This is a genomic window from Aeromonas sp. 82P, assembly GCF_051919365.1.
Taxonomy (GTDB): domain Bacteria; phylum Pseudomonadota; class Gammaproteobacteria; order Enterobacterales; family Aeromonadaceae; genus Aeromonas; species Aeromonas veronii.
On the sequence record NZ_JBQBEV010000001.1, the window covers coordinates 87,501 to 110,811 of the forward strand.

General features: G+C 55.9%; 38 protein-coding genes. 4 read left to right on the top strand and 34 right to left on the bottom strand.

The window, feature by feature from the left end; genetic code table 11:
• Window positions 1–74: 74 nt before the first annotated feature.
• The 28 genes from rplQ to rpsJ form a co-directional block, all read right to left on the bottom strand.
• Window positions 75–458 (bottom strand): 50S ribosomal protein L17, encoded by a 384-nt coding sequence (gene rplQ / locus ACTG2S_RS00345; protein ID WP_005307999.1) that lies wholly within the window; start codon window positions 456–458, stop codon window positions 75–77.
• Between the two features lie 43 nt (window positions 459–501).
• Entirely contained in the window at window positions 502–1,491 is a 990-nt protein-coding gene (locus tag ACTG2S_RS00350) for a DNA-directed RNA polymerase subunit alpha (RefSeq protein ID WP_005307997.1), read from the bottom strand.
• 25 nt (window positions 1,492–1,516) lie between these two features.
• Window positions 1,517–2,137, bottom strand: coding sequence for a 30S ribosomal protein S4 (rpsD, locus tag ACTG2S_RS00355; protein WP_005340600.1), 621 nt, complete (start codon window positions 2,135–2,137; stop codon window positions 1,517–1,519).
• A gap of 39 nt (window positions 2,138–2,176) precedes the next feature.
• Complete coding sequence (rpsK, locus tag ACTG2S_RS00360) at window positions 2,177–2,566, bottom strand: 30S ribosomal protein S11 (protein ID WP_005307993.1); 390 nt, start codon at window positions 2,564–2,566, stop codon at window positions 2,177–2,179.
• Between the two features lie 14 nt (window positions 2,567–2,580).
• A complete protein-coding gene (gene rpsM, locus ACTG2S_RS00365; protein ID WP_005307991.1) occupies window positions 2,581–2,937 on the bottom strand; it encodes a 30S ribosomal protein S13 in 357 nt (118 codons plus the stop codon).
• 139 nt (window positions 2,938–3,076) lie between these two features.
• Window positions 3,077–3,190 (bottom strand): 50S ribosomal protein L36, encoded by a 114-nt coding sequence (gene rpmJ, locus ACTG2S_RS00370; protein ID WP_005319705.1) that lies wholly within the window; start codon window positions 3,188–3,190, stop codon window positions 3,077–3,079.
• 27 nt (window positions 3,191–3,217) lie between these two features.
• Window positions 3,218–4,546 carry a preprotein translocase subunit SecY gene (secY, locus tag ACTG2S_RS00375; protein ID WP_005340602.1) on the bottom strand — a complete coding sequence of 443 codons (1,329 nt, stop codon included), beginning with the start codon at window positions 4,544–4,546 and terminating at the stop codon, window positions 3,218–3,220.
• Window positions 4,547–4,554: 8 nt separating this feature from the next.
• A complete protein-coding gene (gene rplO / locus ACTG2S_RS00380) occupies window positions 4,555–4,992 on the bottom strand; it encodes a 50S ribosomal protein L15 (protein WP_005340604.1) in 438 nt (145 codons plus the stop codon).
• A gap of 2 nt (window positions 4,993–4,994) precedes the next feature.
• Window positions 4,995–5,174, bottom strand: a complete 180-nt coding sequence (gene rpmD / locus ACTG2S_RS00385; RefSeq protein WP_005307985.1) for a 50S ribosomal protein L30 — start codon at window positions 5,172–5,174, stop codon at window positions 4,995–4,997.
• Between the two features lie 6 nt (window positions 5,175–5,180).
• The gene (gene rpsE, locus ACTG2S_RS00390; RefSeq protein WP_005340605.1) at window positions 5,181–5,681 is read right to left on the bottom strand and encodes a 30S ribosomal protein S5; all 501 of its coding nucleotides are present in this window, start codon (window positions 5,679–5,681) and stop codon (window positions 5,181–5,183) included.
• Between the two features lie 14 nt (window positions 5,682–5,695).
• Window positions 5,696–6,049 (bottom strand): 50S ribosomal protein L18, encoded by a 354-nt coding sequence (gene rplR, locus ACTG2S_RS00395; RefSeq protein ID WP_005340606.1) that lies wholly within the window; start codon window positions 6,047–6,049, stop codon window positions 5,696–5,698.
• Window positions 6,050–6,058: 9 nt separating this feature from the next.
• Complete coding sequence (gene rplF, locus ACTG2S_RS00400; protein ID WP_005340607.1) at window positions 6,059–6,592, bottom strand: 50S ribosomal protein L6; 534 nt, start codon at window positions 6,590–6,592, stop codon at window positions 6,059–6,061.
• Window positions 6,593–6,605: 13 nt separating this feature from the next.
• Entirely contained in the window at window positions 6,606–6,998 is a 393-nt protein-coding gene (gene rpsH / locus ACTG2S_RS00405; RefSeq protein ID WP_005307980.1) for a 30S ribosomal protein S8, read from the bottom strand.
• A gap of 21 nt (window positions 6,999–7,019) precedes the next feature.
• Window positions 7,020–7,325 (bottom strand): 30S ribosomal protein S14, encoded by a 306-nt coding sequence (gene rpsN / locus ACTG2S_RS00410; RefSeq protein WP_005340609.1) that lies wholly within the window; start codon window positions 7,323–7,325, stop codon window positions 7,020–7,022.
• Window positions 7,326–7,335: 10 nt separating this feature from the next.
• The gene (gene rplE, locus ACTG2S_RS00415) at window positions 7,336–7,875 is read right to left on the bottom strand and encodes a 50S ribosomal protein L5 (protein WP_005331162.1); all 540 of its coding nucleotides are present in this window, start codon (window positions 7,873–7,875) and stop codon (window positions 7,336–7,338) included.
• Between the two features lie 13 nt (window positions 7,876–7,888).
• Window positions 7,889–8,206, bottom strand: coding sequence for a 50S ribosomal protein L24 (gene rplX / locus ACTG2S_RS00420; protein ID WP_005307977.1), 318 nt, complete (start codon window positions 8,204–8,206; stop codon window positions 7,889–7,891).
• Window positions 8,207–8,217: 11 nt separating this feature from the next.
• Window positions 8,218–8,586: a 50S ribosomal protein L14 gene (rplN, locus tag ACTG2S_RS00425; protein WP_005307975.1), complete on the bottom strand. Its 369-nt coding sequence runs from the start codon at window positions 8,584–8,586 to the stop codon at window positions 8,218–8,220.
• A 147-nt stretch (window positions 8,587–8,733) separates the two neighbouring features.
• Window positions 8,734–8,982, bottom strand: coding sequence for a 30S ribosomal protein S17 (rpsQ, locus tag ACTG2S_RS00430; protein ID WP_005307966.1), 249 nt, complete (start codon window positions 8,980–8,982; stop codon window positions 8,734–8,736).
• Window positions 8,982–9,173, bottom strand: coding sequence for a 50S ribosomal protein L29 (gene rpmC / locus ACTG2S_RS00435; RefSeq protein WP_005307965.1), 192 nt, complete (start codon window positions 9,171–9,173; stop codon window positions 8,982–8,984). Before rpmC ends, rpsQ begins: the two co-directional genes overlap by 1 nt.
• On the bottom strand, window positions 9,173–9,586 hold the full coding sequence (rplP, locus tag ACTG2S_RS00440) for a 50S ribosomal protein L16 (RefSeq protein ID WP_005340612.1): 414 nt from the start codon (window positions 9,584–9,586) through the stop codon (window positions 9,173–9,175). The genes rpmC and rplP overlap by 1 nt, the downstream gene beginning before the upstream one ends.
• Window positions 9,587–9,599: 13 nt before the next feature.
• The gene (gene rpsC / locus ACTG2S_RS00445) at window positions 9,600–10,313 is read right to left on the bottom strand and encodes a 30S ribosomal protein S3 (RefSeq protein ID WP_005307962.1); all 714 of its coding nucleotides are present in this window, start codon (window positions 10,311–10,313) and stop codon (window positions 9,600–9,602) included.
• A 3-nt stretch (window positions 10,314–10,316) separates the two neighbouring features.
• On the bottom strand, window positions 10,317–10,661 hold the full coding sequence (gene rplV / locus ACTG2S_RS00450) for a 50S ribosomal protein L22 (protein ID WP_005319741.1): 345 nt from the start codon (window positions 10,659–10,661) through the stop codon (window positions 10,317–10,319).
• A 10-nt stretch (window positions 10,662–10,671) separates the two neighbouring features.
• Window positions 10,672–10,950 carry a 30S ribosomal protein S19 gene (rpsS, locus tag ACTG2S_RS00455; RefSeq protein WP_005307960.1) on the bottom strand — a complete coding sequence of 93 codons (279 nt, stop codon included), beginning with the start codon at window positions 10,948–10,950 and terminating at the stop codon, window positions 10,672–10,674.
• 22 nt (window positions 10,951–10,972) lie between these two features.
• The gene (rplB, locus tag ACTG2S_RS00460) at window positions 10,973–11,794 is read right to left on the bottom strand and encodes a 50S ribosomal protein L2 (RefSeq protein WP_005340614.1); all 822 of its coding nucleotides are present in this window, start codon (window positions 11,792–11,794) and stop codon (window positions 10,973–10,975) included.
• 15 nt (window positions 11,795–11,809) lie between these two features.
• On the bottom strand, window positions 11,810–12,112 hold the full coding sequence (rplW, locus tag ACTG2S_RS00465; RefSeq protein WP_005307955.1) for a 50S ribosomal protein L23: 303 nt from the start codon (window positions 12,110–12,112) through the stop codon (window positions 11,810–11,812).
• Window positions 12,109–12,714, bottom strand: coding sequence for a 50S ribosomal protein L4 (gene rplD / locus ACTG2S_RS00470; protein WP_005340616.1), 606 nt, complete (start codon window positions 12,712–12,714; stop codon window positions 12,109–12,111). Before rplD ends, rplW begins: the two co-directional genes overlap by 4 nt.
• 17 nt (window positions 12,715–12,731) lie before the next feature.
• Window positions 12,732–13,364 (bottom strand): 50S ribosomal protein L3, encoded by a 633-nt coding sequence (rplC, locus tag ACTG2S_RS00475; RefSeq protein ID WP_005340620.1) that lies wholly within the window; start codon window positions 13,362–13,364, stop codon window positions 12,732–12,734.
• A gap of 22 nt (window positions 13,365–13,386) precedes the next feature.
• Window positions 13,387–13,698 (bottom strand): 30S ribosomal protein S10, encoded by a 312-nt coding sequence (gene rpsJ, locus ACTG2S_RS00480; protein ID WP_005307944.1) that lies wholly within the window; start codon window positions 13,696–13,698, stop codon window positions 13,387–13,389.
• A gap of 356 nt (window positions 13,699–14,054) precedes the next feature.
• Here rpsJ and ACTG2S_RS00485 point away from each other — a divergent pair, with 356 nt between their 5' ends.
• Window positions 14,055–14,969, top strand: coding sequence for a DMT family transporter (locus ACTG2S_RS00485; protein ID WP_124928236.1), 915 nt, complete (start codon window positions 14,055–14,057; stop codon window positions 14,967–14,969).
• 37 nt (window positions 14,970–15,006) lie between these two features.
• On the opposite strand, the gene envZ is transcribed toward ACTG2S_RS00485, so the two are convergent.
• Both envZ and ompR read right to left on the bottom strand, forming a co-directional pair.
• Complete coding sequence (gene envZ / locus ACTG2S_RS00490) at window positions 15,007–16,317, bottom strand: two-component system sensor histidine kinase EnvZ (protein WP_139440675.1); 1,311 nt, start codon at window positions 16,315–16,317, stop codon at window positions 15,007–15,009.
• Window positions 16,314–17,036, bottom strand: coding sequence for an osmolarity response regulator transcription factor OmpR (gene ompR / locus ACTG2S_RS00495; RefSeq protein WP_005340625.1), 723 nt, complete (start codon window positions 17,034–17,036; stop codon window positions 16,314–16,316). The genes envZ and ompR overlap by 4 nt, the downstream gene beginning before the upstream one ends.
• A gap of 248 nt (window positions 17,037–17,284) precedes the next feature.
• Between ompR and greB the strand changes: the two genes are divergently transcribed.
• Window positions 17,285–17,758: a transcription elongation factor GreB gene (gene greB, locus ACTG2S_RS00500; RefSeq protein WP_042081654.1), complete on the top strand. Its 474-nt coding sequence runs from the start codon at window positions 17,285–17,287 to the stop codon at window positions 17,756–17,758.
• A gap of 202 nt (window positions 17,759–17,960) precedes the next feature.
• Entirely contained in the window at window positions 17,961–20,270 is a 2,310-nt protein-coding gene (locus ACTG2S_RS00505) for a Tex family protein (RefSeq protein ID WP_439981839.1), read from the top strand.
• Window positions 20,271–20,348: 78 nt separating this feature from the next.
• Here the strand turns inward: ACTG2S_RS00505 and ACTG2S_RS00510 are convergent, their stop codons facing one another.
• From ACTG2S_RS00510 to bioH, 4 genes are all read right to left on the bottom strand, one after another.
• Window positions 20,349–20,618 carry a hypothetical protein gene (locus ACTG2S_RS00510; protein ID WP_439981840.1) on the bottom strand — a complete coding sequence of 90 codons (270 nt, stop codon included), beginning with the start codon at window positions 20,616–20,618 and terminating at the stop codon, window positions 20,349–20,351.
• 85 nt (window positions 20,619–20,703) lie between these two features.
• Window positions 20,704–21,471: a putative metalloprotease CJM1_0395 family protein gene (locus ACTG2S_RS00515; protein ID WP_274160928.1), complete on the bottom strand. Its 768-nt coding sequence runs from the start codon at window positions 21,469–21,471 to the stop codon at window positions 20,704–20,706.
• 1 nt (window position 21,472) lies between these two features.
• Window positions 21,473–21,706 (bottom strand): flagellar basal body rod C-terminal domain-containing protein, encoded by a 234-nt coding sequence (locus tag ACTG2S_RS00520; RefSeq protein ID WP_005340632.1) that lies wholly within the window; start codon window positions 21,704–21,706, stop codon window positions 21,473–21,475.
• Between the two features lie 71 nt (window positions 21,707–21,777).
• Window positions 21,778–22,542, bottom strand: coding sequence for a pimeloyl-ACP methyl ester esterase BioH (bioH, locus tag ACTG2S_RS00525; RefSeq protein WP_274160927.1), 765 nt, complete (start codon window positions 22,540–22,542; stop codon window positions 21,778–21,780).
• Between the two features lie 38 nt (window positions 22,543–22,580).
• Here bioH and ACTG2S_RS00530 point away from each other — a divergent pair, with 38 nt between their 5' ends.
• Window positions 22,581–23,309 carry a ComF family protein gene (locus tag ACTG2S_RS00530; RefSeq protein WP_274160926.1) on the top strand — a complete coding sequence of 243 codons (729 nt, stop codon included), beginning with the start codon at window positions 22,581–22,583 and terminating at the stop codon, window positions 23,307–23,309.
• The last annotated feature ends 2 nt before the right edge of the window (window positions 23,310–23,311 follow it).

The following is a 23,311-nucleotide window of genomic DNA, read 5'->3' on the forward strand; positions in this document are numbered from 1 at the left end:
AGGCAGTTGAGGCAGTTGAGGCAGTATCAGAATTCATTAAAAGAAAAGCCGGGACAAGCCCGGCTTTTTCTTTATCACTCAGCAGCTGCTTCAGCAGCGGCCGGGCGGTCTACCAGCTCAATATAAGCCATAGGGGCGTTGTCGCCTGCACGGAAACCGCATTTCAGAATGCGAGTATAACCGCCGGCGCGCTCCAGGTAGCGCGGGCCCAGTTCATTGAACAGCTTAGCCACGATCGCGTTATCGCGAGTGCGGGCAAATGCCAGACGACGATTAGCAACGCTATCAGTCTTGGCAAGGGTGATCAGCGGTTCAACTACACGACGCAGCTCTTTTGCCTTAGGCAGAGTCGTCTTGATGATCTCATGACGAACCAGGGAGCTGGCCATGTTGCGGAACATAGCCTGACGATGGCTGCTGTTCCGGTTCAGTTGACGACCACTCAAACGATGGCGCATGACCTTATCCTTCTAACTAAATCTGTGAAACCCGTAATCTGGATTACTCGTCAGCGATGCTGGCGGGCGGCCAGTTCTCAAGGCGCATGCCAAGAGACAGACCACGGGAGGCCAACACGTCCTTGATCTCAGTCAGGGACTTCTTACCGAGGTTAGGAGTCTTAAGCAACTCAACTTCGGTACGCTGTACCAGATCACCAATATAGTGGATAGCTTCTGCCTTCAGACAGTTCGCAGAACGAACTGTCAGCTCCAAATCATCGACAGGACGTAGCAGAATCGGATCAAACTCGGGTTTCTCTTCTTTCTTCTCGGGCACGCTGACATCGCGCAGATCCACGAAGGCTTCCAGTTGCTCGGCCAAGATAGTGGCAGAACGACGGATGGCTTCTTCAGGATCCAGGGTACCATTGGTCTCCATGTCGATGACCAGCTTGTCCAAGTCGGTACGCTGTTCCACACGCGCTGCCTCAACATTGTAGGCAATACGAACGATGGGGCTGAACGCGGAGTCCAGCAACAGGCGACCAATAGGACGCTCTTCGTCATCGTTGTGAACACGAGCAGAAGCAGGCACATAACCACGACCGCGCTGAACTTTCAGGCGCATGCTGATTTCAGCATTGGCACCAGTCAGATGGCAGATTACGTGCTCCGGGTTTACGATCTCGACTTCATCACCGTGAGTGATATCACCAGCGGTAACGGGGCCTGTTCCAGACTTGGTCAGGGACAGAGTTACCTCGTCCTTGCCTTCCAGCTTCACAGCGATACCTTTCAGGTTGAGCAGGATTTCAAGAATGTCTTCCTGTACACCTTCTTTGCTGCTGTACTCATGCAGTACCCCGTCAATTTCGACTTCAGTAACTGCACAACCGGGCATAGATGACAGCAAAATACGACGCAGGGCGTTGCCCAGCGTGTGACCAAAGCCACGCTCGAGTGGCTCAAGAGTCACTTTCGCATGAGTCGGGCTAACTTGCTCGATGTCAACTAGCCGCGGTTTAAGAAAATCTGTTACAGAACCCAGCATTGTGTCCTCTCTTTAGAAGCTAGCTTTACTTGGAGTAAAGCTCGACGATCAGCTGTTCGTTAATGTCGGCAGACAGGTCGGAACGCTCTGGCAGACGCTTGAAAGCACCTTCCATTTTAGCGGCGTCAACCTCTACCCAAGTCGGCTTCTCACGCTGACCAGCAACTTCCAGGGAAGCTTTGATTCGCGCTTGCTTCTTAGCCTTCTCACGAACGCAGATCACGTCCTCAGGGGAAACCTGGAAAGAAGGAATGTTCACAACGCGACCGTTTACCATGATGGCCTTGTGGCTCACCAGCTGACGAGATTCAGCACGGGTAGCGCCGAAGCCCATACGGTAAACAACGTTGTCCAAACGACCTTCCAGCAGCTGCAACAGGTTTTCACCGGTGTTACCCTTTTGACGGGCAGCGTCGCGGTAGTAGTTGCGGAACTGTTTTTCCAATACGCCGTAGATACGACGAACTTTTTGTTTCTCGCGCAGCTGAACACCGTAGTCGGACAGACGCGCTTTACGCGCACCGTGCTGACCAGGGGCGGTGTCAATCTTGCACTTAGAATCAATCGCACGAACACCTGACTTCAGGAAGAGGTCGGTGCCCTCACGACGGCTAAGCTTAAGCTTAGGACCGATATATCTTGCCATCTTCTTTCTCCAACAATCCTAGACCAAGTAGCTACAGCGTTATACGCGGCGCTTCTTGGGAGGACGACAACCGTTGTGCGGGATCGGAGTCACATCAGTAATGTTAGTGATGCGGAAACCAGCCGCGTTCAGGGCGCGGATGGAAGACTCACGACCGGGACCCGGACCTTTGACCATGACTTCCAGGTTCTTGACGCCATATTCTTTGGCCATCTCACCAGCGCGCTCGGCAGCTACCTGAGCAGCGAACGGGGTGGACTTACGAGAACCACGGAAACCGGAACCACCAGAAGTAGCCCAAGACAGAGCATTGCCCTGACGGTCAGTAATGGTCACGATTGTGTTGTTGAAAGATGCATGAACGTGCGCAATACCGTCGCTCACTTGCTTTTTAACGCGCTTGCGAGCACGAGTCGGAGTTTTAGCCATTTTCTACCTTCCCGTTACTTCTTGATAGCCTTGCGCGGACCCTTACGGGTACGAGCGTTGGTCTTGGTACGTTGACCACGAACAGGCAGGCTACGACGGTGACGCAAACCACGGTAGCAACCCAGATCCATCAATCGCTTGATGTTCATGGAAATCTGACGACGCAGGTCACCTTCAACGGTGAATTTACCTACTTGTTCACGCAGACTCTCGATCTGAGCTTCGTCCAGGTCTTTAATTTTCACATTCTCAGCGATACCGGCTGCGGCACAGATGGCCTTGGAGCGGGTACGACCGACGCCATAAATAGCAGTCAAAGCGATGACTGCATGCTTATGGTCAGGAATGTTAATGCCAGCGATACGGGCCACTATTCACTCCTACATATAGTAGATTACGACCACCACAAAGCCCGTGAGCGGATACGTGGCGGTCAACCAATACACAACAAAAGTTGGCTGGCTATATTAGCCAGCACAACTATTTGTTGCAAGTACTAACCGTAAAAAATTAGCCTTGGCGCTGTTTATGCTTTGGCTCGCTGCAAATCACACGCACCACACCGTGACGCTTGATGATTTTGCAGTTACGGCAGATTGCCTTAACGGAAGCACGAACTTTCATTGCTTAACTCCGTAACTACGCCGACCTTTAGCGGCCGTAGCCCTTCAGGTTGGCCTTCCTCAGGACGTCGCCATATTGATGAGACATCATATGGGTTTGTACCTGAGCCATGAAGTCCATGATAACTACCACGATAATCAGCAGCGAGGTGCCACCGAAGTAGAACTGTACGTTCCAGGCAGTCATCAAGAACTGGGGTACCAGACAGATAAAGGTTATATAGAGCGCACCTGCCAATGTCAGGCGAGTCATAACCTTATCGATGTAACGTGCTGTCTGCTCGCCCGGGCGAATCCCCGGGATAAAGGCTCCACTCTTCTTCAGATTATCTGCTGTCTCGCGGGGGTTGAACACCAGCGCGGTATAGAAGAAGCAGAAGAAGATAATGGCTGCTGCATACAGCATCTCGTAAAGCGGTTGACCCGGCTGCAGGACCATAGAGACCTGTTGCAGGATATCAGCTACTTTACCCTCACCCTGACCAAACCAAGAGGTAATGGTCCCTGGGAAGAGGATGATACTGGATGCGAAAATCGCAGGAATCACACCAGCCATATTAACTTTCAACGGCAGATGTGTGCTTTGCGCGGCAAATACCTGGCGGCCTTGTTGACGCTTGGCATAGTTAACGACGATACGACGCTGACCACGCTCCACGAACACCACAAAGTAAGTCACTGCGAAAACAATCAAGCCCAGCAACAACAACAGCAGGATGTGCAATTCCCCTTGACGTGCCTGTTCGGCCGTAGCGCCAATGGCATGCGGCAGACCAGCAACGATACCTGTGAAAATAATCAACGAGATACCATTACCAATCCCACGCTCGGTAATCTGCTCACCCAACCACATCAAAAACATGGTACCGGTGACCAGACTCACAACCGCTGTGAAATAGAAGCCCAAACCCGGATTAGTCACGAGTCCATGCATCATATTCGGCAGACCGGTTGCAATACCAATGGCCTGGAAAGTTCCCAAAACCAGCGTGCCCCAACGGGTATATTGGCTAATCTTGCGACGGCCGGATTCACCTTCTTTCTTGAGTTCAGCAAGAGCGGGGTGAACCACTGTCAGCAGCTGGATAATGATCGATGCCGAAATGTACGGCATGATCCCCAACGCAAGAATAGAAGCACGCGAGAGTGCACCACCACTGAACATGTTGAACATCTCAATGATGGTGCCCTTCTGTTGCTGGAACAACTCGGCCAGTACGGCGGCGTCAATACCAGGAATCGGCACATAAGAGCCTGCACGGAAAACGATAATCGCCCCGAGAACGAAGAGCAGACGGCTCTTCAGTTCACTCAGACCACCCTGTGCTTTAACATCCAATCCTGGTTTCTTAGCCATTGTACTGATTATTCCTCGATTTTACCGCCAGCGGCCTCGATGGCTGCGCGTGCACCTTTGGTGACGGACAGACCACGAACGGTCACAGCACGGTCAATGTTGCCTGACAGAACAACTTTAGCGAACACGATGTTCTTAGTAACAACACCGGCTTGCTTCAGAGTGCTCAGGTCGACCACATCACCTTCTACCAGGGCGATTTCGTTCAGACGCACTTCGGCAGAAACCAAAGATTTGCGAGAGAAGAAACCGAACTTCGGCAGACGGATTTTCAAAGGCATCTGGCCACCTTCGAAACCGTTGCGAACTTTGCCGCCACCGGAACGAGAGGTTTGGCCTTTAACACCACGACCACCAGTCTTGCCCAGGCCGGAGCCGATACCACGACCACGACGTTGTTTTTCAGGCTTGGAACCAGCGGCCGGAGACAGAGTGTTCAGACGCATGCTTAGCCCTCCACCTTAACCATGTAATAAACCTGGTTGATCATGCCGCGTACGCAAGGAGTATCTTCCAGCTCAACGGTGTGACCAATGCGACGCAGACCCAGACCACGCAGAGTCGCCTTGTGCTTTGGCAGACGGCCGATAGAGCTGCGAGTTTGAGTTACTTTTACAGTGTTAGCCATGTCGCATTACCCCAGAATTTCTTCAACGCGCAGACCACGCTTGGCAGCGATCTGTTCCGGTGATTGACCGTGAACCAGAGCGTCTACAGTTGCGCGAACAACGTTGATTGGGTTGGTGGAACCGTAGGTCTTGGCCAGCACGTTGTGGATACCGGCAACTTCCAGAACAGCACGCATAGCGCCGCCTGCAATGATACCAGTACCTTGGGAGGCCGGCTTCATGAACACGGTGGAGCCAGAGTGAACACCACGCACCGGGTGGTGCAGAGTGCCGTTGTTCAGCTCAACCTTGTTCAGGTTACGCTTAGCCTGTTCCATTGCTTTTTGAATAGCAGCCGGAACTTCACGGGCTTTACCGTAACCGTAACCTACACGGCCGTTACCATCACCCACCACGGTCAACGCGGTGAAGGACATGATACGACCACCTTTAACAGTTTTCGAAACACGGTTTACTGCAATGAGCTTTTCTTGCAGTTCGCCGGCTTGAGATTCGACTTTAGCCATCTTCGACTCCTAGCTTAGAACTGAAGACCAGCGTCACGTGCGGCAGCTGCCAGGGCAGCGATGCGACCGTGATACTTGAAACCGGAACGATCGAAAGATACGTTCTGAACGCCTTTGGCAATAGCACGCTCAGCGATAGCCTTACCTACAGCGGTAGCAGCATCTGCGTTACCGGTGTATTTCAGAGCTTCACTGATGGCTTTCTCTACTGTGGAAGCAGAGGCCAGAACTTCGGAACCGTTGGCTGCAATAACCTGCGCATAGATATGACGCGGGGTACGGTGAACAACCAGACGGGTAGCTCCCAGTTCCTGCATCTTTTTCCGAGCACGAGTAGCACGACGGAGACGAGCTGCTTTCTTGTCCATAGTGTTACCTTACTTCTTCTTAGCTTCTTTAGTACGCACTTGCTCGTTGGCATAGCGTACACCCTTGCCCTTGTAGGGCTCCGGAGCGCGGTAAGCACGGATATCGGCGGCGACTTGGCCAACCAGCTGCTTGTCGACGCCACGCAGAACGATTTCTGTAGCAGTCGGGCACTCAGCGGTCACACCAGCCGGCAGCGCATGCTCTACCGGGTGAGAGAAGCCCAGAGCCAGCGCAACAGCATTGCCCTTGATGGAGGCTTTATAACCTACACCAACCAGCTGCAGCTTGCGCTCGAAGCCTTGGGTAACACCGATTACCATGTTGTTGACCAATGCACGGGCAGTACCGGCCTGAGCGTCAGCACCAGCGATGCTGCCGCGCGGGGCGAACTTCAGTACATTGTCTTCTTTGGTCACTTCTACACCGGCGTGAATAGAGCGAACCAGAGAACCTTTACCACCTTTGATGGTCAGTTCCTGGCCGTTCAGAGTCACCTCTACGCCAGCAGGAATAGTGACGGGTGCCTTAGCAACACGAGACATTTCCTACCTCCTATTAAGCGACGTAGCAGATGATCTCACCGCCCATGCTTGCTTTGCGAGCAGCACGGTCAGTCATCACACCTTTAGACGTGGACACGATAGCAACACCGAGACCGCCCATAACTTTCGGCAGATCAGTAGTGCGCTTGTAAATACGCAGGCCTGGACGGCTTACGCGTTGGATCAGTTCTACAACTGGCTTGCCCTGGAAATATTTCAGTTCAATTTCCAGTTCCGGCTTCACGTCACCAGCTACGGAGTAGCCAGCGATGTAACCTTCTTCTTTCAGCACTTTGGCGATAGCCACTTTCAGCTTGGAAGAAGGCATGGAAACCGCAACTTTGCTCGCCGCCTGACCGTTACGGATGCGGGTCAGCATATCCGCGATCGGATCTTGCATGCTCATAAGTCTAACTCCCGAGATTCGTTACCAAGAAGCCTTCTTCAGGCCCGGAATTTCGCCCTTCATGGCATGCTCACGCACCTTGATGCGAGACAGGCCAAACTTGCGCAGGAAACCGTGCGGACGACCAGTAATATTGCAACGGTTACGCTGGCGGGACGGACTGGAATCACGGGGCAGCTGTTGCAGTTGCAGTACAGCATCCCAACGCGCTTCTTCAGAAGCGTTCATGTCAACGATGATAGCTTTCAGCTCGGCACGCTTGGTCGCGTACTTGGCTACCAGCTTGGCACGCTTTGCTTCGCGCGCTTTCATGGATGTTTTAGCCATAACCCTAACCTTACTTGCGGAATGGGAAGTTAAAGGCAGCCAGCAGAGCACGGCCTTCTTCATCGGTATTCGCGGAAGTGGTGATGGTGATATCCAGACCACGGACGCGATCGACTTTGTCATAGTCGATTTCCGGGAAGATGATCTGCTCACGCACGCCCATGGAGTAGTTACCACGACCATCGAACGCTTTAGCGTTCAGGCCACGGAAGTCACGGATACGCGGTACGGAGATGCAGATCAGCCGTTCCAGGAACTCCCACATACGCTCGCCACGCAGGGTTACTTTACAACCTATCGGGTAGCCTTCACGAATCTTGAAGCCCGCAACAGATTTGCGAGCTTTGGTGATCAGCGGCTTCTGACCGGAAATGGCAGCCATATCGGCAGCAGCATTTTCCAGCAATTTCTTGTCAGAGATCGCTTCACCAACACCCATGTTCAGGGTGATTTTCTCGATCCGAGGGACTTGCATGATAGTCTTGTAACCGAACTGCTTGGACAGTTCATTTACTACATCGGATTTGTAGTAATCATGCAGTTTCGCCATCGTTAAACTCCAATTACTTCACAAGTTCGCCGGTGGATTTGAAGAAACGGACTTTTTTGCCGTCTTCAATCCGGAAACCAACGCGGTCAGCTTTGCCAGTGGCAGAGTTGAACAGCGCTACGTTTGATACATCGATGGGGGCTTCTTTGGTGACGATACCGCCAGCCTGACCCAGTGCGGGTACCGGCTTCTGGTGTTTCTTCACCTGGTTGATGCCTTCCACGATTACCTTACCTTTTGCAATCAGGACTTGAGTGACTTTGCCACGCTTGCCCTTGTCTTTGCCGGTAAGAACAATCACTTCGTCTTCGCGACGGATTTTAGCTGCCATCGTTCGACTCCTTACAGTACTTCGGGTGCCAGGGACACAATCTTCATGAACTTCTCATTACGCAGTTCACGGGTCACCGGGCCAAAAATACGAGTACCGATTGGCTGTTGGTTGTTGTTAAGCAACACAGCCGCATTGTTGTCGAAACGGATGACAGAGCCGTCCGGACGACGAACGCCTTTACGGGTGCGTACGACCACCGCGTTATACACATCACCTTTCTTCACTTTACCGCGAGGAATGGCTTCCTTGATGGAAACCTTGATGATGTCGCCGATGCCGGCGTAACGGCGGTGCGAGCCACCCAGAACCTTAATACACATTACACTGCGAGCGCCGGAGTTGTCGGCAACACCCAGCATACTTTGCATCTGGATCATCTTAGTGCTCCGCTTTGTTTACTTCTTATCCCTAATGGGATCTGGCTGCCTTCAAAAGGCGCGAAACTATAACACAGGATTTTCAGAAAAGGTAGCCTAAAAAACAAACGGCCCCTGAAAGGGGCCGCTTGGACTACAAAGTACCGATTAGGCCTTTTCTACAACGGCAACCAGGGTCCAGGACTTGGTCTTGGACAGCGGGCGGCATTCGCGGATTTCCACGAGGTCGCCAGCTTTGCACTCGTTGTTTTCGTCATGCACGTGCAGCTTGGTAGTGCGCTTGATGATCTTACCGTAGATCGGGTGCTTTACCTTGCGCTCGATAGCAACAGTGATGGACTTGTCCATCTTGTCGCTGATTACACGACCTTGCAGAGTACGGATCTTGTCAGTCATTACGCACCTGCCTTCTCAGTCAGTACAGTCTTGATACGTGCGACGTCACGACGCACTTGTTTCAGAGTGTGAGTCTGAGCCAGCTGGCCGGTGGACGCTTGCATGCGCATGTTGAATTGCTCACGCAGCAGGCCCAGCAGCTCCTGGTTCAGTTCTTCGACGCTCTTTTGACGCAGATCTTGGGCTTTCATCACATCACCGTCTTAATTACGAAAGTGGTCTGAACAGACAGCTTAGCTGCGGCCAGGGCAAACGCTTCACGCGCCAGAGCCTCAGGTACACCGTCCATCTCGTACAGAACCTTGCCAGGCTGGATCGGGCAAACCCAGTATTCCACGTTACCCTTACCTTTACCCATACGAACTTCGAGGGGCTTTTCGGTGATGGGCTTGTCCGGGAACACACGGATCCAGATCTTACCTTGACGCTTAACGTGACGGGTCATGGCACGACGGGCTGCTTCGATTTGACGAGCAGTCAGTTGACCACGGGATGTCGCCTTCAGGCCAAAGGTACCGAAGGATACTTCGTTACCAGAGGTGGCCAGACCGCGGTTACGACCCTTGTGGGTCTTGCGGAATTTAGTACGCTTAGGTTGCAACATTTACCGAATCTCCTTACTTAGCAGCGCGGCGCTTGTTGTCACGCTTGGGCTTTGCAGGAGCTTGCTCTTGAGCAGCGGCAGCGTTAACAGCAGCCAGACCGCCCAGAACTTCGCCCTTGAAGATCCAAACTTTAACGCCGATCACACCGTAAGTGGTGTGGGCTTCAGAAGTTGCGTAGTCGATGTCGGCACGCAGGGTGTGCAACGGCACACGACCTTCACGGTACCATTCGGTACGCGCGATTTCAGCGCCGCCCAGACGACCGGAAACTTCCACTTTGATGCCCTTGGCACCCAGGCGCATTGCGTTCTGTACGGCGCGCTTCATAGCACGACGGAACATTACACGACGCTCCAGCTGGGAAGTGATGCTGTCGGCAACGAGTTTGCCATCCAGCTCCGGCTTGCGGACTTCGGAAATGTTGATCTGAGCAGGCACGCCAGCAATAGTGGCTACAGCTTTGCGCAGCTTCTCAACGTCTTCGCCTTTCTTACCGATGACAACACCCGGACGAGCGGTGTGAATGGTCACACGGATGCTCTTGGCCGGACGCTCAATGGTGATCTTGGACAAGGACGCGTTTTTCAGTTCCTTGGTCAGGAACTGGCGTACTTGAAAATCGCTGTACAGGTTGTCAGCGAAGTCTTTGGTGTTCGCGAACCAGGTAGAATTCCAAGGCTTGGTAATACCCAGGCGAATGCCATTAGGATGTACTTTCTGACCCATTGCTTATCTCCCAGCCTTAGCGTCGGATACCACTACAGTGATGTGAGCGGTACGCTTGAGGATACGATCCGCACGACCTTTGGCACGCGGACGGATGCGCTTCATGGAGGGACCTTCGTCGACCATGATAGTAGCAACACGCAGCGCGTCGATATCGGCGCCTTCGTTGTGCTCAGCGTTTGCAATGGCAGATTCCAGCACTTTCTTAACCAGCACTGCAGCCTTTTTCGGGCTGAAGGTCAGGATATTCAGAGCCTTGTCTACGGACAGACCACGTACTTGATCGGCTACCAGACGAGCTTTCTGGGCAGAAGTACGGGCATAACGGTGTTTAGCGATAGCTTCCATCATTTATCCCTTAGCGCTTCTTAGCCTTCTTATCAGCAGCATGGCCGCGATAAGTACGAGTCGGTGCGAATTCACCCAGTTTGTGACCGATCATTTCTTCGGTAACGAAAACCGGAACGTGCTGACGACCATTATGGACAGCGATGGTCAAACCGATCATGTTCGGGATGATCATTGAACGACGGGACCAGGTTTTAACCGGCTTTTTATCCCCGCTTTCCACCGCTTTCTCTACCTTCTTCAGCAAGTGCAGGTCAATAAATGGACCCTTCTTGAGAGAACGTGGCATGGTGATTCCTCTATGTTAACAATTACTTGTTACGACGACGTACGATGTACTTGTCGGTACGCTTGTTCTTACGGGTCTTGAAGCCTTTAGCCTTCTGGCCCCATGGGGACACAGGCTGCATGCCCTTGTTACGACCCTCACCACCACCGTGCGGGTGGTCAACCGGGTTCATCGCCATACCGCGAACGGTCGGACGAATACCACGCCAGCGGTTTGCACCGGCTTTACCCAGTTGACGCAACATGTGCTCGGAGTTACCGACTTCACCGATGGTAGCGCGGCACTCGGCCAGAACTTTACGTACTTCGCCGGAACGCAGACGCAGAGTTACATAGTTACCTTCACGAGCCAGGATCTGGATGAAAGTACCAGCGGAACGAGCCAGCTGGGCACCTTTACCAGGCTTCATCTCTACAGCGTGAACGGTAGAACCAACCGGGATGTTGCGCATCGGCAGGGCGTTACCTACCTTGATGGCTGCATCAGCACCAGAAGCGATCGCGTCACCAGCTTTCAGGCCTTTCGGAGCCAGGATGTAACGACGCTCACCGTCTGCATACAACACCAGAGCGATGTTAGCGGTACGGTTCGGATCGTATTCCAGGCGCTCTACTTTAGCCGGGATACCGTCTTTGTCGCGCTTGAAGTCGACGATACGGTAGTGCTGCTTGTGACCACCACCGATATGACGGGTAGTGATACGGCCGTTGTTGTTACGACCACCGGACTTGCTTTTGCTGTCCAGCAGAGCGGCGAAGGGCTTGCCCTTGTACAGCTCTTGATTGACGATCTTGACGACGTGGCGGCGGCCCGGAGAAGTAGGCTTGCACTTAACGATTGCCATTTTTGAGAACTCCTCTTACTCGGCTGCGCCCATGAAGTCGATGTCCTGACCAGCTTTCAGGGTCACATAAGCCTTTTTCCAATCGGAACGACGGCCTACGCGTGCACCTGCGCGCTTGGTCTTACCCTTCATGTTCAGGGTACGGACGGTCTCAACTTCGACCTCGAACAGTTTCGCAACTGCAGCTTTGACTTCCGCCTTGGTAGCATCAACAGCAACTTTGAACACGATAGTGTTCTGCTTTTCTGCAACCATGGTGCTCTTTTCAGAGATGTGCGGAGCCTTCAGAACTTTCAGCAGACGCTCTTCACGGATCATGCCAGCATCTCCTCGATTTGCTTAACTGCATCAGCAGTCATCAGAACCTTGTCGAAAGCGATCAGGCTGACCGGGTCGATACCGGCAACGTCACGCACGTCAACTTTGTACAGGTTGCGAGCAGCCAGGAACAGGTTCTCATCGACTTCAGCAGTCACGATCAGAACGTCAGTCAGTTCCATTTCTTTCAGCTTGGCGATCAGTTCTTTGGTCTTCGGAGCTTCGATGCCGAACTTCTCAACAACGATCAGGCGCTCTTGACGTACCAGCTCGGACAGAATGCTACGGATAGCGCCGCGGTACATCTTCTTGTTTACTTTCTGGCTGTGATCTTGCGGCTTAGCAGCAAAAGTCACACCACCGGAACGCCAGATGGGCGAACGGATGGAGCCAGCACGGGCACGACCAGTACCCTTCTGACGCCACGGCTTTTTGCCGCCACCAGACACTTCAGAGCGAGTCAGCTGCGCACGAGTACCCTGACGGGCACCAGCGGCATATGCAACGACGACCTGGTGAACCAGAGCTTCGTTGAATTCGCGCCCGAAGGTAGTCTCGGAAACTTCAAGAGCGCTCTTGGCGTCTTTCATTACCAATTCCATTACTATCTCCTCAGACGTTACGCTTTGACGGCAGGTTTGACGATCACGTTGCCGTTGGTTGCACCCGGTACTGCACCTTTGATGAGCAGCAGGTTGCGTTCAGCGTCAACACGAACCAGTTCCAGGTTCTGAGTCGTTACACGCTCAGCACCCATGTGACCAGCCATCTTTTTGCCCTTGAATACACGACCCGGAGTCTGGTTCTGACCGATAGAACCCGGAACGCGGTGAGACAAGGAGTTACCGTGGGTCATATCCTGGGTGCGGAAGTTGTGGCGCTTAACAGTACCAGCAAAGCCCTTACCTTTGGATGTGCCGGTAACGTCTACCAGCTTAACGTCAGCGAGAAGATCTACTTTCAGCTCGCTACCAACAGTGAAAGTTTCACCGTTGTTCAGGCGGAATTCCCACAGACCGCGACCGGCTTCTACACCAGCTTTGGCGAAGTGGCCAGCTTCCGGCTTGGTCACACGGCTGGCTTTCTTGGCGCCAGTGGTAACCTGAATAGCGTTGTAGCCGTCGGTTTCTACAGATTTGACCTGAGTTACACGGTTAGCTTCAACTTCGATAACAGTCACCGGGATAGAAACGCCATCTTCAGTGAAGATGCGAGTCATACCCACTTTGCGACCTACAAGACCGATTGTCATTGTTATCAACCTCTTTCCGTAATTAACCCAGGCTGATCTGGACGTCTACACCAGCTGCCAGATCCAGACGCATCAGGGCGTCTACGGTCTTGTCAGTCGGCTCAACGATGTCTACCAGACGCTTGTGAGTGCGGATCTCGTACTGATCACGCGCATCTTTGTTGACGTGCGGGGAGATCAGGACGGTGAAGCGCTCTTTGCGAGTCGGCAGCGGAATAGGACCGCGAACCTGCGCGCCAGTGCGCTTAGCAGTTTCAACGATTTCCGCAGTGGATTGATCAATCAGGCGATGATCAAAAGCCTTCAGGCGGATACGGATTCTTTGGTTCTGCATTGACAGAGCTCCAATAGATAAAAGAACATAAATCAACACCGCCCGACCGAGATTTCTCCCGCCAGAGGTGTGATTTTTCACGTTTCCCCCCATATCGGGAGGACTGTATGGCTGGCTCCTGTAAACAGGAAACTCAGCAGCAGACATATCGTCTGGCTTACCTCTTGGGTAAGCGGAGGGGATTATACGGATTTTTCAAATTTGCGCAAGGGAGAGCGAACAGATTATGCGCAGTTTTATGTGACAGATGGATCTCGTCTGCGGCAACACACTCTGCTGCCAATACCCAGGTAACGACAATGTTACAAGCAGACTGGTAGACTGTGTGCTTGCCTCTGTCAGTGGAACGACATCCCATGCTCAAAGATCAAAAGAAAGCCTATCAGTATGGCCTTTGCGCCGTTGCCCTCTGGTCGACGGTCGCCACAGCCTTCAAGATCTCCCTCGCCTATTTCGAACCTGTGCAACTGTTGCTTGTGGCCGCCTTCACCTCGACTCTCACGCTGACAGCCGTCGTCGCCAAACAGGGCAAACTGCCGCTGCTGGGGAGCTACATCAAGGCCCGCCCTATCTACTACCTGACTCTGGGCGTACTGAATCCCTTTCTCTATTACCTGTTGCTGTTCAAAGCCTATGATCTGCTGCCTGCCCAGCAGGCACAGACCCTCAACTACACTTGGGCCATTACCCTCAGTCTGCTGGCCGTCCCCTTCCTCGGCCAGAAGCTGCGTCGGCGTGATTGCGTCGCTATCGTGCTGGGGTATTTTGGCGCGCTGGTGATCGCCACCAGAGGGGATGTATTCGGCCTCCAGTTCGACAGCCCCCTCGGCGTGACGCTGGCGCTGGTCTCGACCCTCATCTGGGCCAGCTACTGGATCCTCAACACCCGCAATCAGGGCGATCCCATTGTCAGCCTGTTGCTCGGCTTTATGATCAGCCTGCCTTTTATCGTCGTGGCGACCTGGTTGCTCTCCGATTTTGCCATGACCGCCTGGCAGGGATGGGCTGGTGCCATCTATGTGGGACTGTTCGAAATGGGCTTCGGTTTCGTGCTCTGGCTGATGGCGCTGCGCCATGCCACCAACACGGCCCCCATCAGCAACCTCATCTTCATCTCTCCGTTTGCCTCGCTGGTGCTGCTCAATCTGCTGATCGGCGAAGCCATCCATCCGGCCACCCCCATCGGGTTGGCGCTCATCGTTGCCGCCCTGCTGATCCAGCAGCTCAAGTACGGCAAACGCTATCGAGCATCAGTCGAAACCAAGAGCTGACAATGCAGAAGGGCGTATCCACGGATACGCCCTTCTCTCAATCCATCCACTCCTGTGGCTGATGTTTCGGCAGCCGCATCTCGACCAGCAGGCCGCCGAGATCCGAACTTCCCAACCGGATAGTGCCATGGTGCTGGGCGACTATCTTGGCCACGATAGCCAACCCCAAGCCACTACCACCGACGGTCCGCGCCACATTACCCTGAGTAAACGGCTTGAGCACTCGGGAGTAGTCCTGCTCCGGAATCCCGGGGCCATCATCGGAGAGGCGCAGGCGCACCCAGTGCCCATCGTCCTTGAGCTCGGCATGCAAGCGGCTCGCCCCGTAACGCTGCGAGTTGCTTGAGAGGTTGTTCAACACTCGCCGGATACTGACCGGATTGCAGGCCACCCGCACCGCCTCTTGCGGCAGCGCCAGATCGACCTCCAGCCCCTGCTCCGAGTAGATCAGCAAGGTATCGTGCACCAGCTGGGTCAGGTCGATCGGCTCCAGATCCTGACCTTCATCCGGGCGGATGTAATCGATGAACTGATCGATGATGGCATTGGACTCATCGATGTCGGCGTTGATGCTCTCCTTGAGGTACTCGTCACCGGAGGACATCATCTCGGTGGCCAGCCGGATGCGGGTCAGCGGGGTACGCAGATCGTGGGAGACCCCCGCCATCATCAGGTTACGCTCTTCGATCAGGCTCTTGATGGAGTGGGACATATGGTTGAAGGTGCGGGTCAGCCGCCGCACCTCCCTTGAGCCCAGCTCCCCCAGCGCCTCGGGGAAATGGCCCCTGGAAACAGCAACGGCACCAGCCTCGAGATCCTCGAGCGGGCGCACCAGCTGCCGGGCAAAGCGCCAGGCCGCAAACAGAGTGATCACCAGCAGCACGCTCAGATAGATGATGAGGGGTTCGATATCGTCATCTTCAATCTCGGTCAGCGGGATCCGCACCCAGATTTTGCTGGCCTGCGGCGGCTGGATCCAGATGATGTAATGATCCTGGATCTCGACCCGCACCTTGGCCGGGCCACCCAGTTCGCGGCTGATGTTCTCCTCCAGATAGGGGTACGGCTTGGCATCGTTGAAGCCATGCTGCACCGCCTCGCTCTGGGTATAGATGTCGGTACCGGTCGTCACATAGACCAGCGCCTCGGCATCTTCACTCAGCGCCAGTTGTTCTGTGTTGACCGGAAAGATCAGCTTGACCTGATTGGCCAGCAAGTGACTGATCTGCTTGACGGTTGGCGCCAGCAGATAGTTGTAGAAGGTGACGTAGGAGACTGCTTGATAGACCACCAGAACGGCAGCCAGAAACCAGAGCATGCGCGAGAACATGCTGCCGACCTTTTTCATGCACCGTCACCATCTGGCACGAACACATACCCCAGACCCCAAACGGTCTGCAGGTAGCGGGGCTGGGCCGGATCCTGTTCCAGCAGGCGGCGCAGGCGAGAGACCTGCACGTCGATGCTGCGCTCGGTGGCGGTGTATTCACGGCCACGGGCCAGATTCATCAGCTTGTCGCGGGAGAGCGGCTCGCGCGGATGGCTGACCAGCACCTTGAGCACCGCAAATTCACCGCTGGTGAGCGCCATCGGCTCGCCATCCCGACTCAGCTCGCGGGTCGCGAGATTGAGTTGAAAAGCTCCGAAGTTGACCACCTTCTCTGCAGCCGAGGGAGCCCCCGGCAACTCGACGGTATGACGGCGCAGCACGGCACGGATCCGCGCCAACAGTTCGCGGGGGTTGAACGGCTTGGGCAGATAGTCATCGGCCCCCATCTCGAGCCCGACGATGCGATCGACTTCATCCCCCTTGGCAGTGAGCATCAGCACCGGGATCTGATTGCCCGCTTCCCGCAGACGGCGGCAGATGGAGAGTCCATCTTCCCCCGGCAACATCAGGTCGAGCACCATCAGACTGAAGTTTTCACGAGTCAGCAAGCGATCGGCCTGCTCGCCATTGGCCACGCCGCGTACTACGAATCCCTGCTCGGTGAGATAGCGTTCCAACAGGGAACGTAATTTCAGGTCATCGTCCACAACCAGGACCTTGTATTGCTGCTGACTCATTGCTTTGCCTCTTCATTCTTTAGCTGCCCCCAATACTAGGGGGGGATATAGCGGGAGCAAAGCACAAATATGTTACCGGTTATTACCCGTCCCGAGAGCGTGACGGCCATCAAGCCACTGCGCTGGCCAGCTACTCCCTGAATGGCGCCAGCCGAGCCATCACGATTTCCCTCGACAGCAAGAGGACAAAAGCTAATATTCCCGAGCAGTTAGCGATGAATACCCCTCTTTGACAGGTCCGCATCACCATGAAGACAAAGCTGATCACCCGCGAAGGCTACAACAAGCTGAAAGAAGAGCTCGATTTCCTCTGGCGCCAGGAGCGCCCCGAGGTCACCAAGAAGGTGGCATGGGCCGCCAGTCTGGGGGATCGCAGCGAAAATGCCGACTACCAGTACAACAAGAAGCGGCTGCGGGAGATCGATCGGCGGGTGCGTTACCTGCGCAAGTGCCTCGAAGAGCTGGGGATCGTCGACTATGCCCCCGCGCAGGAGGGCAAGGTCTTCTTCGGCGCCTGGGTCGAGGTGGAAAACGATGAGGGCGAGACCAAGCGCTTTCGCATCGTCGGCTATGACGAGATCTTCGAGCGCAAGGATTACATCTCCATCGACTCCCCCATGGCCCGCGCCCTGCTCAAGAAAGAGGTCGGTGATGAGGCCATCGTCCGTACGCCAGTTGGTGACGTCTGCTGGTATATCAACGAGATCAGCTACCCCAAATAGCCGGACTGCTGGCGCGCTGCTTGCCACAGCCACATCCTGAGTCACAGGTGCAACGGCAAGATAGGCGCCCTCCCCTGCGGCTTTATCAGTCTGACGGGTGCAGACCCCGGCGCAGGGTGGCATCCCGCAACACGACCCCATATAGTGCTCACACTTGGCGCCTGATGGCGCGGACTCGACCACAGAGGCCCTCAACAACATCATGATGCAAACCATAGAGAGACAGATTGCCGGTGAGCTCCATGCTCGCCCCGAGCAGGTGCAGGCCGCAGTGCGCCTGCTGGATGAAGGCTCGACCGTGCCCTTTATCGCCCGTTACCGTAAAGAGGTGACCGGCGGTCTGGACGACAGCCAACTACGTACCCTGGAGAGCCGCCTCGGCTATCTGCGTGAACTGGAAGATCGCCGTCAGGTGATCATTCGCTCCATCGAAGAGCAGGGCAAACTGACCCCCGAGCTGATGCGCGAATTGAATGGCGCCGACAGCAAGACCCGGCTGGAAGATCTCTACCTCCCCTACAAGCCCAAGCGCCGCACCAAGGGGCAGATGGCGATCGAAGCCGGGTTGGAGCCGCTTGCCAACCTGCTGCTCAGCGACCCGATGCAGGATCCCGAGCAAGCTGCAGCCACCTTCCTCAATCCCGAACAGGGCATTGCCGACAGCAAGGCAGCCCTCGACGGCGCCCGCTATATCCTGATGGAGCGCTTCGCCGAGCAGGCCGACCTGCTGGAGAAGCTGCGCGACTACCTGTGGCAAAATGCCACCCTGCGCGCCCGCGTGGTGGCAGGCAAGGAGCAGGAAGGGGCCAAGTTCAAGGATTACTTCGAACACGACGAACCACTGCACAAGGCCCCCTCCCACCGGGTGCTGGCCATGCTGCGCGGCCGCAATGAAGGGATCCTCAATCTGGCGCTGGTCACCGGTGACGATGAGAGTGCCAGCCCCTGCGAAGGGATCATTGCCCACCACCTCAAGCTCAATCTGCAGAACCGCCCGGCCGACAAATGGCTGCAAGGGGTGGTGAGCTGGACCTGGAAGATCAAGTTGTCGCTTCAGATGGAGACCGAGCTGATCGGCCGTATCCGCGAGTCGGCAGAGGAGGAGGCGATCAAGGTGTTCGCCATGAACCTCAAGGATCTGCTGATGGCGGCCCCGGCCGGCATGCGCTGCACCATGGGGCTGGATCCGGGCATCCGCACCGGGGTCAAGGTTGCCGTGGTGGATGCCACCGGCAAGCTGGTCGATCACGCCACCATCTATCCGTTCGAACCGAAACGCCAGATTGATCAGAGCCTCAAGACCCTGAGCGAGCTGTGCCAGAAACACAAGGTCGAGCTCATCAGCATCGGCAACGGCACCGCCTCGCGAGAGACCGACCGGCTGGTCAGCGACCTGTTCGAGCGCTACCCCGCCGCTAAGGCGCAGAAGATAGTGGTGAGCGAAGCAGGGGCTTCGGTCTACTCCGCCTCCGAACTCGCCTCCCAGGAGTTCCCGGATCTCGACGTCTCGATCCGTGGCGCCGTCTCCATCGCCCGCCGCCTGCAAGACCCGTTGGCCGAACTGGTCAAAATCGATCCCAAGAGTATCGGGGTCGGCCAGTATCAGCATGACGTCGGCCAGAGCCAGCTGGCCCGCCGGCTGGATGCCGTGGTCGAGGATTGCGTGAACGCGGTCGGGGTCGATGTGAACACAGCCTCGGTCGCCCTGCTCAACCGGGTTTCCGGCCTCTCCCAGACGCTGGCCCAGAACATCGTCGCCTATCGGGATGAGCACGGCGCCTTCAAGAGCCGTCAGCAATTGCTGAAAGTGAGCCGACTCGGCCCCAAAGCCTTCGAACAGTGTGCTGGCTTCCTGCGCATTCGCGGCGGCAGCAATCCCCTCGACAGCTCGGCGGTACATCCGGAATCCTATCCGGTGGTGGAGCGGATCCTCGCCAAGCTGGAGCAGACCGTGGAGAGCCTGCTCGGCAACAGCAGCCTGCTGCGCAGCCTGAAACCGGCCGATTACACCGATGAGCAATTCGGCGTACCTACCATCACCGACATCATCGGCGAACTGGACAAGCCGGGCCGCGACCCGCGCCCCGAGTTCAAAACCGCGACCTTCAAGGAAGGGGTGGAGCAGATCAGCGACCTGGTGCCCGAGATGGTGCTGGAGGGGGTGGTCACCAACGTCACCAACTTCGGCGCCTTCGTCGATATCGGTGTTCATCAGGACGGGCTGGTGCATATTTCCTCCCTGACCGACCGTTTCGTCAAGGATCCCCGTGAGGTGGTCAAGGCGGGCGACATTGTGCGGGTCAAGGTGCTGGAAGTGGACGCCCCACGCAAGCGGATTAGCCTGACCATGCGCCTCGACGAGAAAGCGGGGCAAGCTTCCCGCAAGCCGACTGAAGCGCGCAACAGTAGCGCTGGCAACGCCAAACCAAGAAATGAGCCGCGCCAAAGCGCCCCAATGGGTGGTGCCATGGGCAACGCCTTCGCGGCAGCGCTTTCCAAAGCGAAAAAGTAACGAAACCGTCCGGAACGCCTCTGAATGCAAAAAGCCCCGCAAGGGGCTTTTTTACACGCGAAGCTCAGGATCACTGCGTCAGGGCAGCAAGATACTCTCGGGCTCTCCATGCTGGGCCAGCACCTCCCGCAGTCGGTTGAATGCCTTGCAGGCCTCTTGTGGATACTTTCCGTAAGAGACGACGCCGGTGTGACTCCAGCCAGCCGCCATCATCACTTTCTTCTTGAAACTGGTTCCTTCAGTTCCTCCTCCTCCGAGCTGCATCAGAAACTGCTCCATCTGCAGGTGGGGGGGCGGTACACGGGAGAAGGTGGTGAAATCTTCCGCTTTGACTTCATCGAAATGCATGACAGCTCCTGTGAAATTGGAATGGGCCTGATCTTCAGGTTAGTTGCAAAACAGGCAAAGCAGCTGAAAGTTTGGCGAGAGTGATTCAGATATGCAGACTGAGGGACTGGGTAGAGGCCGGGCTGACAGCCTGTCGATAGTGGCCCGCGATGACGCTGTTGCGCTTGTCCATATAGGCGCTCAACACACCGTCCGATTTCGCGCTCTGCTCGGCCATCAGCTCTTTGCGCGCCTTGGCTTCACTCGCGGCAGCGCTGCGCGCGACGGCCAGATCCTGCGCGGAAGGCTCGGCAGGCGCCAGCGCTGCAGAGCGGATCTGCTGCATCTTGGCGATGGTAGCCGCAGGGTCACCGGGTACGACACTGGTATCGATCTGGACTTCGCCACCCGTCGCATAACGCTTGCCATCCGGCCCTTGCGTAAACTGATAGGTGGGCGAGCTGGCGTACTCTCCACCCGCAGACTGGTGAGCCTGCTCGTGAGTGCGCACCTCCTTGTCACGCTCGACAAGATCCTGAACCTGCTGCTCTTGCCGCTGTTGCTGCTCCTGCTGTTTGGGATCTTGCTGCTTGCGCTGCCCATCCTCACCGGTGGCCTCGACAAAGCGATTGTCTGGCAGTGTCGTCGGGGCTAATTGCCCGGTTTCACGGCTGTTCTGGGAGGTCTGATTGCTGGAGGCCTGACCGGCTTTGGATTTCTCTTTTTGGGAGCCGACTTCGGATTCGGCAACGGAGGCTTGGCCCGCTCGGGCCTGCGGGATCAGTTCTGCCCGGCGATTATCCGTCCTCGCCGCTTCCACTTGGGGTTGCAGCTGTGTCGGGATAAGGGGGGGCAGACTGACATTGATGTTCATCTCACACCCGGATGTCGATCAGGGTTCCCATCATATCGCTGGCGGTCTGCACTACCTTGGCTGAAGCGCCAGCCTGCTGCTCGGCTACCTTGAGATTGACAAGCTCATCGGTCACTTGCACCTGATCCCCGCTGGGGGTGTTGAGGCGGGCGATCTGATTGGATGCCTTGTCGGCAATCTGCTCGGCTCGCTGAAATCCCTGTACCCCGCTGTTGAAAGCAGAATCAATTCGCATGGTGTTACTCCTCTGGTCACAGCTTAATTATCCGCCAGACCAGAGGATTAATGAAGCTTGCAGGCTGTTTTTTAGCCAACAAAATCTCGAACGATTTCAATGAATTCGTCAGGGTGGGAGATAAAAGGTGCGTGTGAGGCCTTATTGAGAGTCACGCTGCGGCTGGCAGGGTAGAGATCATCCAGCAGGGGAATGGCCGCCTTGGGCACCAATGAATCCAGTCGGCCATAGATCCGCAACCAGGGCAGATCCAGCTCCCGCAGCGGTTCGCGCAGGTCAATCTCGGCCAACAGCGTCAGCCCGGCCTCGAGTGCGGCAAACTGGGGCGCCGGGCGCTCGGCCAGCCAGTGGCGCAACTGACGGATATCGTCCCGGGCGTGTTCACTGCCCATGGCCTGGATCGCCAGAAAGCGCTCTATGGTCTGGCGAAAATCCCCCGCCAGCATCTGGTTGAAGCCGGTCAGCACCTTGGGGGCAATTCCGGGCCACTCGTCCCGCGCCATAAAGCAGGGAGAGCTGGCTACCGTGATCAGGGAGTGCAACCGAGCGGGATGAGTCAGTGCCAACTGGCTTGCCACCAGACCGCCGAGCGACCAGCCAAGCAGATGACACTTCTGCGGCAAGATGGCAGCCACCTGCTCGGCAAGCCAGGTCAGGCTGTAATCCACCTCGTCTGCCAGCGGGCTGTTGCCAAAACCGGGCAAATCTACCAGATGAACCCGATAGTGGGGTGCCAACTGTTGGGCAATGCCATGCCAGACCGCACCGTTCATCCCCCAACCGTGCAACAGCACCAGATCGGGCCCCTGGCCAAACTGCTCTACCGATATGCTCATCTAGACTCAAGATCCCTGTTCATGCTCTTGGGGTCAGCATGTTAAAGCGACTGCTCGCTAAAGCAAGCCCGCTGCTCGGCAACCACGGCGACTGGCAAGGGAGTTGCCTGCTCTGCCATCAGCCTTGCGACAACGCTCCCCTGCTCTGCAGCTGGTGTCGGCAGGCGCTGCACCAGTCACAGCCAAGATGCCGCCTCTGCGCCGCACCGCTGGCTGACTATATAGAAGAGAGCATACCGGTCTGTGGTCGCTGCCAGCGCAGACCTCCCCCCTGGGAGCGGTTGCAGGTGATTGGCGACTACCAAACCCCCTACCCCATGCTGATCCCCCGGCTCAAATATTCCGGCCAGATCCTGCTGGCGCCGCTACTGGCACGCCTCTTGGCCGACCATCTGGATGACAACGAGCCGCCGGAGGCGATCATTCCGGTTCCCCTGCACTGGTGGCGGCAGTGGCGGCGTGGGTTCAATCAGGCGGAGGAGATCGCGCAAGCCCTTGGCGAGTTCACCGACATTCCCTGCGACAACACCCTGTTGCAGCGCATCAAGGCGACCCCGCAACAAACAACCCTGAGCGCCGGGCAGCGGCGGCGCAATCTGCGCGGGGCATTCCGGATCCGTCCCCACCACTATCGCCATGTCGCCCTGCTCGATGACGTCGTGACCACAGGCGCCACCGCCGGTCAGCTCAGCCGTCTGCTCCATGAGAGCGGCATCACAAAGGTGGAAGTGTGGGCAATCTGTCGAACCCTGCGGCACAGCAAGTAGCC

Coding starts and splice junctions, on each gene's coding strand:
- rplQ (WP_005307999.1), bottom strand. CDS start 458: ATGCGCCATCGTTTGAGTGGTCGTCAACTGAACCGGAACAGCAGCCAT.
- ACTG2S_RS00350 (WP_005307997.1), bottom strand. CDS start 1,491: ATGCTGGGTTCTGTAACAGATTTTCTTAAACCGCGGCTAGTTGACATC.
- rpsD (WP_005340600.1), bottom strand. CDS start 2,137: ATGGCAAGATATATCGGTCCTAAGCTTAAGCTTAGCCGTCGTGAGGGC.
- rpsK (WP_005307993.1), bottom strand. CDS start 2,566: ATGGCTAAAACTCCGACTCGTGCTCGCAAGCGCGTTAAAAAGCAAGTG.
- rpmJ (WP_005319705.1), bottom strand. CDS start 3,190: ATGAAAGTTCGTGCTTCCGTTAAGGCAATCTGCCGTAACTGCAAAATC.
- secY (WP_005340602.1), bottom strand. CDS start 4,546: ATGGCTAAGAAACCAGGATTGGATGTTAAAGCACAGGGTGGTCTGAGT.
- rplO (WP_005340604.1), bottom strand. CDS start 4,992: ATGCGTCTGAACACTCTGTCTCCGGCCGCTGGTTCCAAGCCTGAAAAA.
- rpmD (WP_005307985.1), bottom strand. CDS start 5,174: ATGGCTAACACTGTAAAAGTAACTCAAACTCGCAGCTCTATCGGCCGT.
- rpsE (WP_005340605.1), bottom strand. CDS start 5,681: ATGGCTAAAGTCGAATCTCAAGCCGGCGAACTGCAAGAAAAGCTCATT.
- rplR (WP_005340606.1), bottom strand. CDS start 6,049: ATGGACAAGAAAGCAGCTCGTCTCCGTCGTGCTACTCGTGCTCGGAAA.
- rplF (WP_005340607.1), bottom strand. CDS start 6,592: ATGTCTCGTGTTGCTAAGGCACCCGTCACTATTCCTGCTGGCGTAGAG.
- rpsH (WP_005307980.1), bottom strand. CDS start 6,998: ATGAGCATGCAAGATCCGATCGCGGATATGCTGACCCGCATCCGTAAC.
- rpsN (WP_005340609.1), bottom strand. CDS start 7,325: ATGGCTAAAACATCCATGAAAGCGCGCGAAGCAAAGCGTGCCAAGCTG.
- rplE (WP_005331162.1), bottom strand. CDS start 7,875: ATGGCGAAACTGCATGATTACTACAAATCCGATGTAGTAAATGAACTG.
- rplX (WP_005307977.1), bottom strand. CDS start 8,206: ATGGCAGCTAAAATCCGTCGCGAAGACGAAGTGATTGTTCTTACCGGC.
- rplN (WP_005307975.1), bottom strand. CDS start 8,586: ATGATCCAGATGCAAAGTATGCTGGGTGTTGCCGACAACTCCGGCGCT.
- rpsQ (WP_005307966.1), bottom strand. CDS start 8,982: ATGACTGACAAGATCCGTACTCTGCAAGGTCGTGTAATCAGCGACAAG.
- rpmC (WP_005307965.1), bottom strand. CDS start 9,173: ATGAAAGCCCAAGATCTGCGTCAAAAGAGCGTCGAAGAACTGAACCAG.
- rplP (WP_005340612.1), bottom strand. CDS start 9,586: ATGTTGCAACCTAAGCGTACTAAATTCCGCAAGACCCACAAGGGTCGT.
- rpsC (WP_005307962.1), bottom strand. CDS start 10,313: ATGGGTCAGAAAGTACATCCTAATGGCATTCGCCTGGGTATTACCAAG.
- rplV (WP_005319741.1), bottom strand. CDS start 10,661: ATGGAAGCTATCGCTAAACACCGTTATGCCCGTACTTCTGCCCAGAAA.
- rpsS (WP_005307960.1), bottom strand. CDS start 10,950: ATGCCACGTTCTCTCAAGAAGGGTCCATTTATTGACCTGCACTTGCTG.
- rplB (WP_005340614.1), bottom strand. CDS start 11,794: ATGGCAATCGTTAAGTGCAAGCCTACTTCTCCGGGCCGCCGCCACGTC.
- rplW (WP_005307955.1), bottom strand. CDS start 12,112: ATGATCCGTGAAGAGCGTCTGCTGAAAGTTCTGAAGGCTCCGCACATC.
- rplD (WP_005340616.1), bottom strand. CDS start 12,714: ATGGAATTGGTAATGAAAGACGCCAAGAGCGCTCTTGAAGTTTCCGAG.
- rplC (WP_005340620.1), bottom strand. CDS start 13,364: ATGACAATCGGTCTTGTAGGTCGCAAAGTGGGTATGACTCGCATCTTC.
- rpsJ (WP_005307944.1), bottom strand. CDS start 13,698: ATGCAGAACCAAAGAATCCGTATCCGCCTGAAGGCTTTTGATCATCGC.
- ACTG2S_RS00485 (WP_124928236.1), top strand. CDS start 14,055: ATGCTCAAAGATCAAAAGAAAGCCTATCAGTATGGCCTTTGCGCCGTT.
- envZ (WP_139440675.1), bottom strand. CDS start 16,317: ATGAAAAAGGTCGGCAGCATGTTCTCGCGCATGCTCTGGTTTCTGGCT.
- ompR (WP_005340625.1), bottom strand. CDS start 17,036: ATGAGTCAGCAGCAATACAAGGTCCTGGTTGTGGACGATGACCTGAAA.
- greB (WP_042081654.1), top strand. CDS start 17,285: ATGAAGACAAAGCTGATCACCCGCGAAGGCTACAACAAGCTGAAAGAA.
- ACTG2S_RS00505 (WP_439981839.1), top strand. CDS start 17,961: ATGATGCAAACCATAGAGAGACAGATTGCCGGTGAGCTCCATGCTCGC.
- ACTG2S_RS00510 (WP_439981840.1), bottom strand. CDS start 20,618: ATGCATTTCGATGAAGTCAAAGCGGAAGATTTCACCACCTTCTCCCGT.
- ACTG2S_RS00515 (WP_274160928.1), bottom strand. CDS start 21,471: ATGAACATCAATGTCAGTCTGCCCCCCCTTATCCCGACACAGCTGCAA.
- ACTG2S_RS00520 (WP_005340632.1), bottom strand. CDS start 21,706: ATGCGAATTGATTCTGCTTTCAACAGCGGGGTACAGGGATTTCAGCGA.
- bioH (WP_274160927.1), bottom strand. CDS start 22,542: ATGAGCATATCGGTAGAGCAGTTTGGCCAGGGGCCCGATCTGGTGCTG.
- ACTG2S_RS00530 (WP_274160926.1), top strand. CDS start 22,581: ATGTTAAAGCGACTGCTCGCTAAAGCAAGCCCGCTGCTCGGCAACCAC.